Below are 15148 nucleotides of genomic sequence, written 5' to 3'. Positions count from 1 at the left end.
GCCCTCGGGCGGCGGCGATGCCATCGACTCGACGCGCCACGGCTTGCGGGCAGCATGGCGGGCCGACTAAAATGGTTCGATCAAGTTCTACTTATTATAAAAGCAGAAGTTTTTATAACTCAATTCGACATTCAAGACCGACTGGCCGCGGCGCGCCCCGGCCGAGGAAGGGAGACTGGCATGACATTCGTCGTCACCGAAAACTGCATCAAGTGCAAGTACACCGACTGTGTCGAGGTCTGCCCGGTGGACTGCTTCTATGAAGGACCCAACTTCCTGGTGATCCACCCCGACGAGTGCATCGACTGCGCGCTGTGCGAGCCCGAGTGCCCGGCCGAGGCGATCTTCTCCGAGGACGAGCTACCGGAAGGCCAGGAACAGTTCATCGAGATCAACGCCGAGCTGGCGGAGACGTGGCCAAACATCACCGAGAAGAAGGACCCGCTGCCCGACGCCGAGGAATGGGACGGCAAGCCCGGCAAGGCGGACCAGCTGGAGCGCTGAGCCCCGGGCAAGACGCTCGAGCGAAGCCCAGACACGACGACGCCGAATGTCTCTCGACATTCGGCGTCGTCGTTTCGCACTGCGATGAAGGAGAACACCCAGGCAAAAGGAAGGCGACCCGAAGGTCGCCCGCTCCTAGCCATCCTTGAGCGGTTCCTTCCGCTCGAACTCCTAGCCTTCCCTGCCCGGAAGCCGCGTCCTGCGACACCGGGCTCGGCTTGAGACTGCATCCCGTGGCGTCCTGCCGGGAGAGACTCCGCTCTCCCTTGTCCCGCTGACCATTCTGGCAGTCCTGCGCGACTTCTCAACCGGGCCTTCTCGCGCCCGACACGACGCCACCCTCTCCACGCTCAGAAAAAAGCCTTCAAAAACAACGGGATAAAAAATACCGACGCCTGGAAGGCGCCGGTATTGTCGAGCGAGATGTCACGAATGTCGCCGGCCCCGTGTAGGCGATTTCCTACACGAGGACCGCCGATCGGCGCCGCTTACTGCCCCTTGATGGCACTGCGGCCCGGGTAGTCCACGCGCTCACCCAGCTCCTGCTCGATCACCAGCAGGCGGTTGTACTTGGCGACGCGGTCGGAGCGGCACAGCGAGCCGGTCTTGATCTGGCCGGCGGCGGTGCCCACGGCCAGGTCGGCGATGGTGGTGTCCTCGGTCTCGCCGCTGCGGTGGGAGATCACCGCGGTGAAGCCGGCGTCCTGGGCCATCCGGATGGCGTCCAGGGTCTCGGACAGCGAGCCGATCTGGTTGAACTTGATCAGGATGGAGTTGCCGATCTGCTCGTCGATGCCGCGCTTGAGGATGCGCGTGTTGGTGACGAAGAGATCGTCGCCGACCAGCTGCACCTTGTCGCCAACCTTGTCGGTCAGCGCCTTCCAGCCGCCCCAGTCGGACTCGTCCATGCCGTCCTCGATGGAGACGATCGGATACTGGTCGCAGAGCTCGGCCAGGTAGTCGGCGAAGCCGGCGGCGTCGTACTGCTTGCCCTCGCCGGCGAGATCGTAGACGCCATCCTTGTAGAACTCGGAGGAGGCGCAGTCGAGGGCCAGGGTGATGTCGCGGCCGAGCTCGTAGCCGGCGTCGGACACCGCCTGCTTGATCACCGCCAGGGCCTCGGCGTTGGACGCCAGGTTCGGCGCGAAGCCGCCCTCGTCGCCCACGGAGGTGGACAGGCCACGGCCGGCGAGGACCTTCTTCAGGGCGTGGAAGATCTCGGCGCCCATGCGCAGGCCTTCGCGGAAGCTCGGCGCGCCCACCGGCTGGATCATGAACTCCTGGATGTCGACGTTGTTGTCGGCATGCTCGCCGCCGTTGAGGATGTTCATCATCGGCACCGGCATGCGGAACCGGCTCGGCTGGCCGTAGAGCTCGGCGATGTGGGCATAGAGCGGCGCACCCTTGGCGTTGGCGGCAGCCTTGGCGGCGGCCAGCGACACGGCGAGGATGGCGTTGGCGCCCAGGGTGGCCTTGTTGTCGGTGCCGTCGAGCTCGAGCATGGCCTCGTCCAGGGCACGCTGGTCACGCGCGTCCATGCCGACCAGACGCTCACGGATGACGCCGTTGGCGGCCTCCACGGCCTTCAACACGCCCTTGCCCAGGTAGCGGGCCTTGTCGCCATCGCGCAGCTCGAGGGCCTCGCGAGAACCGGTGGAGGCTCCGCTGGGGGCACAGGCCGTGCCCACGGCACCGCTCTCCAGACGCACCTCGGCCTGAACGGTGGGGTTGCCGCGGGAATCGAGCACCTCGAGGGCGCGAACGTCGACGATCTTGGTCATGTTGTCTCGTCCTTAGTGAGTCAGCGTTGGGGAAATCAGGAAATCTCGAGCGGCGCGAACCCCTTGACCAGCTCGTCGAGCGCCTTGAGCTGGGCCAGGAAGGGCTCGAGACGATCGAGCGGCAGGGCGCAGGGGCCGTCGCACTTGGCGTTGTCCGGGTCCGGGTGGGACTCCAGGAACACCCCGGCGAGCCCGACGGCCACGCCGGCGCGAGCCAGCTCGGCGACCTGGGCACGGCGCCCGTCGGCGCTGTCCGAGCGACCGCCGGGCCGCTGCAGGGCGTGGGTGACGTCGAACAGCAGCGGGTAGCCGGTCTCTTTCATCTCACCGAAGCCCAGCATATCGACCACCAGGTTGTTGTAGCCGAAACTGGTGCCGCGCTCGCACAGGATCAGCCGGTCGTTGCCGGCCTCCTCGCACTTGCGCAGGATGTGGCGCATCTCGTGAGGCGCCAGGAACTGGGGCTTCTTGATGTTGATGGCCGCCTCGGTCTCGGCCATCGCCACGACGAGGTCGGTCTGGCGGGCGAGGAAGGCCGGCAGCTGAATGACATCGGCCACTTCGGCGGCGGGTGCCGCCTGCCAGGGTTCGTGCACGTCGGTGATGATCGGCACGCCGAAGCGTTCCTTCACTTCGGCGAGGATCGCCAGGCCCCGGTCGAGACCGGGGCCGCGGAAGGAGTGGATGGAACTGCGGTTGGCCTTGTCGAAGCTGGCCTTGAACACGTACGGGATACCGAGCCGGCCGGTGACCTCGACATAGGCCTCGGCCACCTCGAGGGCCAGCTCGCGGGATTCCAGCACGTTCATGCCGCCGAACAGCGTCAGCGGCTGGTCATTGCCGACCCGGAGGCCGGCAATGTCGATCAGGCGTTCCGGGACGGGCATGACGCTCACTCCTGTGGGGAACTCTGGGCGCGGGTGCGCACCGCCTTGTGCTCCAGCGCCGCGTTCACGAAACCGGTGAACAGCGGGTGGCCGTCACGCGGCGTGGAGGTGAACTCCGGGTGGAACTGGCAGGCCACGAACCAGGGATGATCGGGCAGCTCGACCATCTCCACCAGGGAGTTGTCGACGCTGCGGCCGGAGACCACCAGGCCGGCCTGCTCCAGGTCGGCGACGAACTGGTCGTTGACCTCGTAGCGGTGACGGTGGCGCTCGACGATCTCCTCGTTGCCATAGGCCTCGCGAGCCCTGGAGCCGGTCGCCAGGTGGCAGACCTGGCCGCCCAGGCGCATGGTGCCGCCCAGATCGGAGGCCTCGTCGCGCAGCTCGATCTTGCCTTCCGGGCTCAGCCACTCGGTGATCAGGCCCACCACCGGGTGCTGGGTATCGTGGGTGAACTCGGTGGAATTGGCGTCGTCCCAGCCGGCCACGTGACGGGCGAATTCGATCACCGCCACCTGCATGCCGAGGCAGATGCCGAGATACGGAATGCCGTTCTCGCGGGCGAAGCGGGCGGTGGCGATCTTGCCTTCCACGCCGCGCTCGCCGAAGCCGCCGGGCACCAGGATCGCGTCCTTGCCGGCCAGGCGTTCCGGACCGTGACGCTCGATGTCCTCGGAGTCGATGTAGTCGATGTTGACCTTGACCCGGGTCTGGATGCCGGCGTGCACCAGCGCCTCGTTGAGCGACTTGTAGGCGTCGAGCAGCTCCATGTACTTGCCGACCATGGCGATGTTGATCGACTTGAGCGGATTGAGCTTGGCGTCGAGCACGCGGATCCACTCGGACAGGTCGGCCTCGCTGGCCTCCAGGCGCAGCTTGTCGCAGACGATCTCGTCGAGGCCGTGCTGGTGCAGCATCAGCGGAATGCGATAGATGGTATCGGCGTCCTGCAGCGGAATGACCGCACGCTCCTCGACGTTGGTGAACAGCGCGATCTTGCGGCGCTCGGTCTCCTCGAGCTCGACCTCGCTGCGGCAGATCAGGATATCCGGCTGGATGCCGATCGAGCGCAGCTCCTTGACGCTGTGCTGGGTCGGCTTGGTCTTGGTCTCGCCGGCGGTCTGGATGTAGGGCACCAGGGTCAGGTGCATGAAGATCGCCCGGCTCGCGCCCAGCTCGCTGCGAATCTGACGGATCGATTCGAGGAACGGCAGCGACTCGATGTCGCCCACGGTGCCGCCGATCTCGACCAGCGCCACGTCGGCGCCCTTGCCGCCTTCATAGACGCGATGCTTGATCTCGTCGGTGATGTGCGGAATCACCTGCACGGTGCCGCCCAGGTAGTCGCCGCGGCGCTCCTTGCGCAGCACGTGCTCGTAGACGCGCCCGGTGGTGAAGTTGTTGGCCTGGCTCATCTTCGTGCGGATGAAGCGCTCGTAGTGACCGAGGTCCAGGTCGGTTTCCGCCCCATCCTCGGTGACGAACACCTCGCCATGCTGGAAGGGACTCATGGTGCCCGGATCCACATTGATGTAGGGATCGAGCTTGAGCATGGTGACCTTGAGGCCCCGTGCCTCGAGAATCGCCGCCAGCGAAGCCGACGCGATGCCCTTGCCGAGAGAGGACACAACGCCGCCGGTCACGAAGATATATCGTGTCATGGAGAACCTGTCGAAACGTGATCGGTAGGCCCGGCAGGAAGCCGCGCCAGGATGGGACGACAGAATAGCAGAGTGCGGTCCCCGGCTCAATTTGGGCTGCGTGCCGGCGGCATCTCGCCACACCGGCAACGAAAAACCCCGAGGCTCAGGCCTCGGGGTTGGCGTGTCGGGCGTCGCGCGGCGCTTAAGCGTCGCTCGGCGCTTAGACGTCCAGGTAGTCGAGGATGCCCTCGCCGGCCTGGCGGCCCTCGTACACGGCGGTGACCACCAGGTCGGAGCCGCGCACCATGTCACCACCGGCGAAGATCTTCTCGTTGGTGGTCTGGAAGGCGTAGGCGCCCTGCTCCGGCGCCTTGACCCGGCCCTTCTCGTCGACCTGGATGCCCACGGTCTCGAACCAGGGCGCCGGGCTCGGCTGGAAGCCGAAGGCGATGACCACGGCGTCGGCGGGCACCACTTCCTCGGAGCCCGGCACCACCTCGGGACGCTGGCGACCGTTCTCGTCGGGCTCACCGAGACGAGTGCGCACGACCTTCACGCCCTCGACCCTGTCCTCGCCGACCACCGCCACCGGCTGGCGGTTGAACAGGAATTCCACGCCCTCCTCGCGGGCGTTGGCCACCTCCTTGCGCGAGCCGGGCATGTTGTCCTCGTCGCGTCGGTAGGCGCAGGTCACGGCCTCGGCCCCCTGGCGGATGGCGGTGCGGTTGCAGTCCATGGCGGTGTCGCCGCCGCCGAGGACCACGACCTTCTGGCCTTCCAGCGAGACGTAGTCCGCCGGATCCTTCTCGAAGCCCAGGCAGTGGTTCACGTTGGCGATCAGGTAGTCGAGCGCCTTGTGCACGCCCGGCAGGTCCTCGCCCGGGAAGCCGCCTTCCATGTACTTGTAGGTGCCCATGCCGAGGAACACCGCGTCGTACTCCTCGAGCAGCCTGTCGAACGGCATGTCGGTGCCGATCTCGACCCCCAGGCAGAACTCGACGCCCATCTCCTCGAAGACGGCGCGACGACGCTCCATCACGGTCTTCTCGAGCTTGAACTCGGGAATGCCGAAGGTCAGCAGGCCGCCGATCTCGGGGTTCTTGTCGAACACCACCGGCTTGACGCCGTTGCGCACCAGGATGTCGGCACAGCCGAGGCCCGCCGGGCCGGCGCCGATGATCGCCACCTTCTTGTCGGTCCAGGTCACCCGGGACATGTCCGGGCGCCAGCCCATGGCGAAGGCGGTGTCGGTGATGTACTTCTCCACCGACCCGATGGTCACCGCACCGAAGCCGTCGTTGAGGGTGCAGTCGCCCTCGCACAGGCGATCCTGCGGGCATACCCGGCCGCACACCTCGGGCAGCGAGTTGGTGCGGTGGGAGAGCTCGGCGGCCTCCAGGATGTTGCCCTCGCTGACCAGCTTCAGCCAGTTGGGAATGTAGTTGTGAACCGGGCACTTCCATTCGCAGTAAGGGTTGCCGCAGGACAGGCAGCGGTGTGCCTGGCTCGCGGCATCCTGCGGCTGGAACGGCTCGTAGATCTCGGCGAACTGCTTCGCCCGCGTCGACGCCGCCTTCTTCTCGGGGTCCTGGCGACCCACGTCGATGAACTGGAAGTCGTTGTTCAAACGGTTGGCCATGTTACTCGCTCCTCTCTCCAGGCTTACTCGGGACGCCGACGGGATTCATCCAGCAGGCTGGCGAGGCTCGCCGCCTTGGGCTTCACCAGCCAGAAATGACGGATGAAGTCGCTGAAGTCCTCGAGGATGTCGCGACCGCGCTGGGAGCCGGTCTGCGCGACGTATTCCTCGATGATTTCCCTCAGGTGTCGCCGATGGGCCTCCATGGCCTCGGTGTTGACGCGGTGGATCTCCACCAGTTCATGGTTGTACTTGTCGACGAAGCTGCGGTCCTCGTCCAGCACGTAGGCGAAGCCGCCGGTCATGCCGGCACCGAAGTTGACGCCCACCTCGCCGAGCACGGTGATCAGGCCACCGGTCATGTACTCGCAGCAGTGGTCGCCGGCCCCCTCGATCACCGCCTGGGCGCCGGAGTTGCGCACCCCGAAACGCTCGCCGGCGGTACCCGCGGCGTACAGCGTGCCGCCGGTGGCGCCGTAGAGGCAGGTATTGCCGATGATCGCCGTCTTGTGGCTCTCGAAGCCGCTGCCGCGGGGCGGCACGATGGTCACCTGACCGCCGTTCATGCCCTTGCCGACGTAGTCGTTGGCGTCGCCCTCGAGGTAGAGGTTGAGGCCACGGGCGTTCCACACGCCGAAGCTCTGGCCGGCCACGCCGGTGAAGCGCGCGGTCAGCGGCGCGTCCTCGAGCCCCGCCTCGCCGTAACGCTTGGCGATGGCGCCGGAGACCAGCGCACCGACGGAGCGGTCGCAGTTGGTGATCGTGAAGTCGAACTCACCGCCGGACCCGGCCTCGATGGCGGCCTTGAGCGCCTCGAGCATCTCCTGGTTCTTGGCCCCCGGGTCGTGGGGCTCGTTGCGGCTGACCTCGCAGAACTGCGGCGCCTCGGCGGGCACGAAGTCGTTGGTCATCAGCGGCGACAGGTCCAGGCGGCGCTGTGAATCCGTCACGCCCTCGATCGCCTCGAGCAGGTCGGTGCGGCCGATCAGGTCGGTGAGCTGACGCACGCCCAGCAGGGCCATCAGCTCGCGCACTTCCTCGGCGATGAAGCGGAAGTAGTGCTTGACCATGTCGACGGTGCCACGGAAGTGCTCGTCGCGCAGGGCCTGATGCTGGGTGGCGACGCCGGTCGCGCAGTTGTTGAGGTGGCAGATGCGCAGGTACTTGCAGCCCAGGGCGACCATCGGTGCGGTGCCGAAGCCGAAGCTCTCGGCGCCGAGGATCGCCGCCTTGATCACGTCGAGGCCGGTCTTCAGACCGCCGTCGGTCTGCAGGCGGATCTTGTCGCGCAGCCCGTTGATGCGCAACGCCTGGTGGACCTCGGGCAGACCGAGCTCCCAGGGGCTGCCGGCGTGCTTGATCGAGGTCAGCGGGCTGGCCGCGGTGCCGCCGTCATAGCCGGACACGGTGATCAGGTCGGCATAGGCCTTGGCCACGCCGGTGGCGATGGTGCCGATGCCGGGCTCGGAGACCAGCTTCACCGACACCTGGGCGCTGGGATTGACCTGCTTGAGGTCGAAGATCAGCTGCGCCAGGTCCTCGATGGAGTAGATGTCGTGGTGCGGCGGCGGCGAGATCAGGGTCACGCCGGGCACCGCGTAGCGCAGCCGGGCGATCAGGCCGTTGACCTTGCCGCCGGGCAGCTGGCCGCCCTCGCCGGGCTTGGCCCCCTGAGCCACCTTGATCTGCAGCACCTCGGCGTTGGCCAGATAGGCCGGGGTGACGCCGAAGCGGCCGGAGGCGATCTGCTTGATCTTGGAGCTGCGGACGGTGCCGTAGCGCGCCGGATCCTCGCCGCCCTCGCCGGAGTTGGAGCGACCGCCGGCCTCGTTCATGGCCTGGGCCAGGGCCTCGTGGGCCTCCGGCGACAGCGCGCCCAGCGACATGCCGGCGCTGTCGAAGCGCGGCAGCAGGTCCTCGACCGGCTCGATCTCGTCCAGCGGCAGCGCCGTCTCGGCCGGCTTGAGGCGCAGCAGGTCGCGGATGGTGGCCGGCTCACGGTCGTTGACCAGGCCCGCGAACGTCTTCCACTTGGCGTAATCGCCTTCCTGCACCGCTTCCTGCAGGGCCTTGACCACGTCCGGGTTATAGGCGTGGTACTCGTGGCCGTGGACGTACTTCATCAGGCCGCCGTGGGAGATGCTCTTGCGCGGCGACCAGGCGTCCTTGGCCAGCAGTTCCTGCTGCAGCTGCAGCTCGGCGAAGCCGGTGCCCTCGATGCGCGAGGCCATGCCGGTGAAGCACAGGTCCATCACCTCGGAGGCCAGGCCCACCGCCTCGAACAGCTGGGAGCCGCGATAGGAGGCCAGGGTCGAGATGCCCATCTTGGACAGGATCTTGAACAGGCCCTTCTGCAGCCCCTTGCGATAGTTCTCGCGGGCGTCGGCCGGGTTGCCGACCAGCTCGCCGGTGCGATGCATGTCGGCCATGACCTGGTAGGCCAGCCACGGGTAGACCGCGGTGGCGCCCACGCCGAACAGCACCGCCATCTGGTGGGCGTCGCGGGCGTAGCCGGTCTCGACGATCAGGTTGACCCGCGGGCGCAGCGCCAGCCGGCCGAGGTGATGGTGCACGGCACCGACCGCCAGGGCGGCGTGGATCGGCAGCTGGCCCTTGGCCACCTCGGCGTCGGACAGCACCAGCAGCACCTTGCCGTCGCGGGCGGCCTGGGCGGCCTCGTCGCACAGCGCCTGCAGCGCGGCCTTGAGCCCGGTGGTCTCGGGATCGTAGGCCAGCGACAGGGTATGGCTGTTGAAGGCCGGATCCTCGTGGGTCACCAGGGCGGTGAACTTGCGCGGCGACAGCACCGGCGTGGTCAGCACCAGGCGATGGGCGTGATCGGGCGTCGCCGCGAAGACGTTGCGCTCGGCGCCGATGCAGCTCTCCAGCGACATCACGATCGACTCGCGCAGCGGATCGATGGCCGGGTTGGTGACCTGGGCGAACTTCTGGCGGAAGTAGTCGGTCAGCAGCCGCTTCTTGCCGGACAGCACCGCCATGGGCGTGTCGTCGCCCATGGAGCCCACCGCTTCCTGACCGCTCTCGGCCAGCGGGCGCAGCACCTGGTCACGCTCCTCGAAGCTGACCTGGAACATCTTCTGACGCACCGCCAGGGTCTCGGCATCCATGTTCTGGAAGCGGGCCAGCTCGGTGAGCGCGGACTCGAGGTAGTTGGCTTCCTGCTTCAGCCAGCGCTTGTAGGGATAGGCGGACTTGAGACGCGAGTCGATGTCCTGGGTGTGCAGGACCTCGCCGGTCTGGGTGTCCACGGCCAGGATCTGGCCGGGGCCGACGCGACCCTTGGCCACCACGTCCTCGGGCTTGTAGTCGTAGGTGCCGATCTCGGAGGCCAGGGTGATGTAGCCGTTCTTGGTGATCACCCAGCGCGCCGGACGCAGGCCGTTGCGGTCGAGCATGCAGACCGCCTGGCGGCCGTCGGTCATGACCACGCCGGCCGGGCCGTCCCACGGCTCCATGTGCATGGAGTTGTATTCGTAGAAGGCACGCAGGTCGCCGTCCATGATCTCGACGTTCTGCCAGGCCGGCGGCACCATCATGCGCACCGCGCGATGCAGCTCCATGCCGCCGGTCAGCAGCACTTCCAGCATGTTGTCCATGCTCGAGGAGTCGGAGCCGGTGGTGTTGACGATCTCGTCGAGCTCGGCGATGTCGGGCAGGCGCTCGCTGACGAAGTTCTCCTTGCGGGAGTTCGCCCAGCCGCGGTTGGCCTCGATGGTGTTGATCTCGCCGTTGTGAGCCATCAGGCGGAACGGCTGGGCCAGCGGCCAGCGCGGCGCGGTGTTGGTGGAGAAGCGCTGGTGGAAGACGCAGATGGCGGTCTCCAGACGCTCGTCACCCAGGTCGCGATAGAAGGCCGGCAGGTCGACCGGCATCACCAGACCCTTGTAGGAAACGACTTCGGAGGACAGCGAGCTGACGTAGAAGTCCTCGTCGTCGCGCAGCGCCTGCTCGGCACGGCGACGGGCCATGAAGAGCTCGACGTCGAAGGTGTCCGCGGCGGTCTCGCCGGGCTCGACGAACAGCTGGCGGATGCGCGGCAGGCAGTCCAGCGCCATGGGACCGCAGACGCTCGGGTCGACCGGCACGTCGCGCCAGCCCTGCACGATCAGGCCACGGGCCTCGAGTTCACGTTCGAGGGTCTCGCGGGCCGCGGCCTCGCGGGCGTCGTCGTCGGGCAGGAAGATCGCGCCCACCGCGAAGCGGCTACCCAGCTCCACGCCCAGGGCCTCTCGGGCCACCTCGCGCATGAAGGCCTCGGGCATCTTCAGCAGCAGGCCGCAGCCGTCGCCGGTCTTGCCGTCGGCGGCGATGCCGCCGCGGTGGGTCATGCAGGTCAGCGATTCGATGGCGGTCTGCAGCAGATCGTGGCTGGCCTGGCCCTCCATGTGGGCGATCAGACCGAACCCGCAGTTGTCACGAAACTCGCCGGGTTGATGAAGACCTCTGTTCATGGGCGTGCCTCAGGTTGAAAAGGTGTACTTCGCAGTTTCTTGTGATATATTAAAAGGTTTTTCTTTTTATTTGACGCCTCTATTGCGGCATCAAAACTGCGCGGCAAAAGGCTCCACAGAATAGCCACGCCCCCTCGCTCGCGCAATGCCGCCACGCCGCCGCCACGCCAAAAACCTTCGACAAATCCGCAACTTGTCTAAGCGAACAATAAAAAAATCACGCTAACTCAACGAGTTGCACGCCAACGACGTGGAACATCCCCGGCACGACACCCTAGTTAGACTTTAGTCGCAAGTAGCGCTCCAACCCCATACCGATGCTGCATATGGCATACAGATTCACGCATTTCCACGCCGGACACGCTCCCCGACACCGCCCGCAAACGACGACGCCCGCTGCCGAAGCAGCGGGCGTCGAGGCGCGCACGATAAAGAAGCGAGCGATCACTGCCGGGGAAAGTCCTCCAGCAGGGTCGCCAGGGTCTCGGGCGGGGTCTGGTCATGGATGCAGGCGTCGCCGAGGCCTCGCAGCAGGATCAGCCGCAGCCGGTCGTCGAGGTTCTTCTTGTCGAGGCGCATGATCGACAGGAAGTCGTCCACGCTCATGTCGGCCGGCGCGGCCAGGGGCAGGTCGGCCGCCGCCAGCACCTCACGCGTGCGCGCCACCTCGTCGTCCGACAGCCAGCCGAGCCGCCGCGACAGCTCGGCGGCCAGCAGCATGCCGGTGCCGACCGCCTCGCCATGCAGCCAGCGACCGTAGCCCTGATGCGTCTCGATGGCATGGCCGAAGGTGTGCCCCAGGTTGAGCAGCGCCCTCACGCCCTGCTCGGTCTCGTCCTCGGCGACGATCTCCGCCTTGAGGCTGCAGCTGCGCTCGATGGCCCAGGCCAGGGCCGCGGCATCGAGGCCTCGCAGCGCCGCCATGTTGTCCTCCAGCCAGGTCAGGAAACCGACGTCGCGGATCAGGCCATACTTGATGACCTCGGCCAGGCCGGCCGACAGCTCGCGCCGCGGCAGGGTCGACAGGGTATCGGTATCGATCAGCACCGCCCGGGGCTGCCAGAAGGCGCCGATCATGTTCTTGCCGCGCGGGTGATTGACACCGGTCTTGCCACCCACCGAGGAGTCCACCTGGGACAGCAGCGTGGTCGGCACCTGCACGAAGGCCACGCCGCGCTGATAGCTGGCCGCCGCATAGCCGGTCATGTCGCCGATCACACCGCCGCCCAGGGCCACCAGGGTACAGCGGCGGTTGAAGCCGGCCTCGAGCAGGGCATCCCAGATGCGCTCGACGCTGGCGAGCGTCTTGGTCGCCTCGCCGTCCGGCAGCACCACCTCGCGCACCGTCAGGTCATCGCCCAGGCCGGCCTTGAGCCGCTCCAGATAGAGCGGCGCCACCGTCTCGTTGGTGACGATCATCACCTGGCGGCCGGCGAGGTGCGGCCGCAGCCACTGCGGATCGCCCAGCAGCCCGGGGCCGATATGAATGGGGTAGCTGCGCTCGCCCAGGGCCACCGTCAGGGTGCGCCGGGCATCGATGGATCGCGTCATGTTCATGCCTTGCAATGCAGGGGATCGATCAGCCGCTCCACGCGGCGCACGATCTCGTTGACCACGGCCCGCGGACCGCGACGATCGGTGCGCACCACGATGTCGGCGGTGGCCCGGTACAGCGGGTCGCGCTGCTGGAACATCTGCTCCAGCACCTCGGCCTTGTCATCGCGCTGCAGCAACGGCCGGTTGCGGTCCTTGGCGGTACGCCGCAGCTGCTGCTCGACGGTGGTGTAGAGATAGATCACCGTGCCGCTGTCACGCAGCATGCGCCGATTCTCCTCGCGCAGCACCGCGCCGCCGCCGGTGGCGATGACCACGCCTTCCAGCGCCGAAAGCTCGTCGATCATCTGCGTCTCGCGCTCGCGGAAGCCCGCCTCGCCCTCGACGTCGAAGATCCACGGGATGTCGGCGCCGCAGCGATCCTGAATTTCATGATCGCTGTCGTAGAAGTCTCGGGACAGCTCGGCCGCCAGAAGGCGGCCGATGGTGCTCTTTCCGGCCCCCATGGGGCCGATCAATATCAGATTGGGTAGTGCCGGCATCAGCGAATCGCCAGGTTGTCATCCAGTATTCGGGGCGTGATGAATACCAGCAACTCTACCTTATCGCTGGAGTCCTCGGTATAGCGGAAGAGGTTTCCAAGCACCGGGATGTCGCCCAGGAAGGGCGTCTTGAACAGGCTGCGCACCTGCTCGGTGGTCAGGATACCGCCGAGCACCACGGTCTCGCCGTTGTCCACCAGCACCTGGGTGGTGATCTCGTTGGTGTCGATGGACGGCACCCCGTTGAACAGCTCACCCACGGTATCGTTGTTGACCGCCAGGTCCATGATGATGCGGTTGTCCGGCGTGATCTGCGGCGTCACCTCCAGCGACAGCACCGCCTCCTTGAACTCGGTATCGGTCGCCCCGCTGGAGGTCGATTCCTGATAGGGAATCTCGGTGCCCTGCTTGATCACCGCGGTGCTCTGGTCGGCGGTGATCACCCGCGGCTGGGAGATGGTCTGGCTCTTGCCCTCGCTCTCCAGCGCCCGCAGCTCCAGGTCGAGCAACACATCCCCTGATAGATAACCAAAACCGAAGCTGGTCATGGGATTGGCTCCCCCCAGGTCTACCGCCAGCCCACCACGCTGAAACAGCTGCCCATCTGGATCACCGTACGCCCCGGTGAATTGCCCCCTGGACTCACGCTGGCCACTGAAGTCATCCCCGTAGGTCGCCACCGGCTGACCGGAAGACGCCCCACCCAGATCGAGCCGACCGTCGCCTCGAGGCGATGACAGCCCCCAGTTGACGCCCAGTTCCTGGGTGGCGCTGTCCCGGGCGATCACGATCCGCGCCTCGATCTGCACCTGGCGCACCGCCACGTCGAGCCGCTCCAGGGTCTCCATGATGCTGCCGATCTGCTCGGCGGTGTCCTGCACCAGCAGGGTATTGGTGCGCGGGTCCACGGCGACCCGGCCGCGCTCGGTCAGCAGGCCGAAGCCGCTCGCCCCGCCGCCGGAGCTCTCTCCTTGCAGCAGTCGCGCCAGATCCTCGGCCTTGGCGTACTTGACCTGGATGTACTCGGTCTCCAGCGGCGCCAGCGTCTCCAGCTGCTCGCGGGTCTGCAGCTCCAGCTGCTCCCGGGCCGCCAGCTCCTCCGCCGGCGCCACCACGATGACGTTGCCCTCCTGACGGCTGGCCAACCCTTGGCTCTTGAGCACCAGGTCCAGCGCCTGATCCCAGGGTACGTCCTGCAGGTTGAGCGTGACACGGCCGGTGACGCTGTCGCTGGCCACCAGGTTCATCCCGGTGAAGTCGGCGATGATCGCCAGCACCGAACGCACCTCGATGTCCTGGAAATTCAGGGTGATCCGCTCGCCGGTATAGGAGAACTGATCGCGCGCCTGGCGCTCGCGCTGCTGGGGCGTGGCCGGCTGGGCCGAAATGGTCAGCTGACGGCCGCTCTGGGTGGAGAGCATGGCGAAGTCGCCGCTGCCCTGGATATCGAGCGTGACGCCATCCCGATCGACCCGTGGCGTGATGCGGCGCAGCGGCGTGTCGAAATCGGTGACGTCATAGACCTGATCCAGCGAGGCCGGCAGGCGAACGCCGGGGAGCCGCGCGACGATGTCCGAGCTGCCGCTCTCGCTGACCCGGGCATCCACGCCGCTGCGGTCGAAGGACACCACCAGGCGGCCGGCGCCGTCGTCACCGCGGCGGAAATCGATGTCGGTGATGCCCGGTCCGGCCGCTGGCGCGCTGCCGACAGGCGAGGCGGCGGCGCGGGTGGCCGCCGGGGGCGCGACACCGCCGCCGATCGACAGCCGCAGGCGGTCGCCCTGCCGAGCGGTGTCGTAGGGCAGCGGGCCCTCCAGGTCGAACACCAGCCGCGTACGGCTGCCCGCCTCCAGGGCGGTGACCCGCTCGACGCCACCGACCCCAAGCGCCTGACGACGATGCTCCAGGGCGCTGCGTGTCGCCATCAGGTCGATGGTCAGCCGCGCCGGGTCGTCGAGACGATAGCCGCGCACCTCGGGCACGCCGCCGTCGAAGGACAGATCGACCTCCAGGGCACCCCCGGCTGCCTGACGATAGTCGAGGCCGGTCAGCGTCGAGGCCGCCATGACAGAGGTGGAGACCACCAGCATGGCCAGCGCCGCGAGCATTCTTTTCATCAATGTCAT

Annotated in this window: 9 protein-coding genes; 1 reads left to right on the top strand and 8 read right to left on the bottom strand. The window is 67.0% G+C overall.

Annotation, left to right across the window (positions count from 1 at the left end; all coding sequences use genetic code 11):
• Positions 1–180: 180 nt before the first annotated feature.
• A complete protein-coding gene (fdxA, locus tag CVH10_RS03585) occupies positions 181–504 on the top strand; it encodes a ferredoxin FdxA (protein ID WP_035592614.1) in 324 nt (107 codons plus the stop codon).
• Between the two features lie 488 nt (positions 505–992).
• Here fdxA and eno read toward each other — a convergent pair whose 3' ends face one another.
• From eno to pilQ, 8 genes are all read right to left on the bottom strand, one after another.
• Entirely contained in the window at positions 993–2285 is a 1293-nt protein-coding gene (gene eno, locus CVH10_RS03580) for a phosphopyruvate hydratase (RefSeq protein WP_106487836.1), read from the bottom strand.
• Positions 2286–2320: 35 nt separating this feature from the next.
• Positions 2321–3172, bottom strand: coding sequence for a 3-deoxy-8-phosphooctulonate synthase (gene kdsA, locus CVH10_RS03575; RefSeq protein ID WP_035592619.1), 852 nt, complete (start codon positions 3170–3172; stop codon positions 2321–2323).
• A gap of 5 nt (positions 3173–3177) precedes the next feature.
• The gene (locus CVH10_RS03570; RefSeq protein WP_106487835.1) at positions 3178–4833 is read right to left on the bottom strand and encodes a CTP synthase; all 1656 of its coding nucleotides are present in this window, start codon (positions 4831–4833) and stop codon (positions 3178–3180) included.
• Between the two features lie 202 nt (positions 4834–5035).
• Positions 5036–6454 carry an FAD-dependent oxidoreductase gene (locus CVH10_RS03565; protein WP_035592624.1) on the bottom strand — a complete coding sequence of 473 codons (1419 nt, stop codon included), beginning with the start codon at positions 6452–6454 and terminating at the stop codon, positions 5036–5038.
• Between the two features lie 23 nt (positions 6455–6477).
• The gene (gene gltB / locus CVH10_RS03560) at positions 6478–10926 is read right to left on the bottom strand and encodes a glutamate synthase large subunit (RefSeq protein WP_035592627.1); all 4449 of its coding nucleotides are present in this window, start codon (positions 10924–10926) and stop codon (positions 6478–6480) included.
• 444 nt (positions 10927–11370) lie between these two features.
• Entirely contained in the window at positions 11371–12477 is a 1107-nt protein-coding gene (gene aroB, locus CVH10_RS03555; protein ID WP_035592804.1) for a 3-dehydroquinate synthase, read from the bottom strand.
• Positions 12478–12479: 2 nt separating this feature from the next.
• A complete protein-coding gene (gene aroK, locus CVH10_RS03550; RefSeq protein WP_035592631.1) occupies positions 12480–13022 on the bottom strand; it encodes a shikimate kinase AroK in 543 nt (180 codons plus the stop codon).
• Positions 13022–15148 carry a type IV pilus secretin PilQ gene (gene pilQ, locus CVH10_RS03545; RefSeq protein WP_106487834.1) on the bottom strand — a complete coding sequence of 709 codons (2127 nt, stop codon included), beginning with the start codon at positions 15146–15148 and terminating at the stop codon, positions 13022–13024. Before pilQ ends, aroK begins: the two co-directional genes overlap by 1 nt.

Source organism: Halomonas sp. ND22Bw, assembly GCF_003011945.1.
GTDB lineage: Bacteria > Pseudomonadota > Gammaproteobacteria > Pseudomonadales > Halomonadaceae > Halomonas > Halomonas halophila.
Note: the sequence above shows the minus strand (reverse complement) of the source record. Positions and strands in the feature narration are given on the sequence as shown.

Coding starts and splice junctions, on each gene's coding strand:
- fdxA (WP_035592614.1), top strand. CDS start 181: ATGACATTCGTCGTCACCGAAAACTGCATCAAGTGCAAGTACACCGAC.
- eno (WP_106487836.1), bottom strand. CDS start 2,285: ATGACCAAGATCGTCGACGTTCGCGCCCTCGAGGTGCTCGATTCCCGC.
- kdsA (WP_035592619.1), bottom strand. CDS start 3,172: ATGCCCGTCCCGGAACGCCTGATCGACATTGCCGGCCTCCGGGTCGGC.
- CVH10_RS03570 (WP_106487835.1), bottom strand. CDS start 4,833: ATGACACGATATATCTTCGTGACCGGCGGCGTTGTGTCCTCTCTCGGC.
- CVH10_RS03565 (WP_035592624.1), bottom strand. CDS start 6,454: ATGGCCAACCGTTTGAACAACGACTTCCAGTTCATCGACGTGGGTCGC.
- gltB (WP_035592627.1), bottom strand. CDS start 10,926: ATGAACAGAGGTCTTCATCAACCCGGCGAGTTTCGTGACAACTGCGGG.
- aroB (WP_035592804.1), bottom strand. CDS start 12,477: ATGACGCGATCCATCGATGCCCGGCGCACCCTGACGGTGGCCCTGGGC.
- aroK (WP_035592631.1), bottom strand. CDS start 13,022: ATGCCGGCACTACCCAATCTGATATTGATCGGCCCCATGGGGGCCGGA.
- pilQ (WP_106487834.1), bottom strand. CDS start 15,148: ATGACATTGATGAAAAGAATGCTCGCGGCGCTGGCCATGCTGGTGGTC.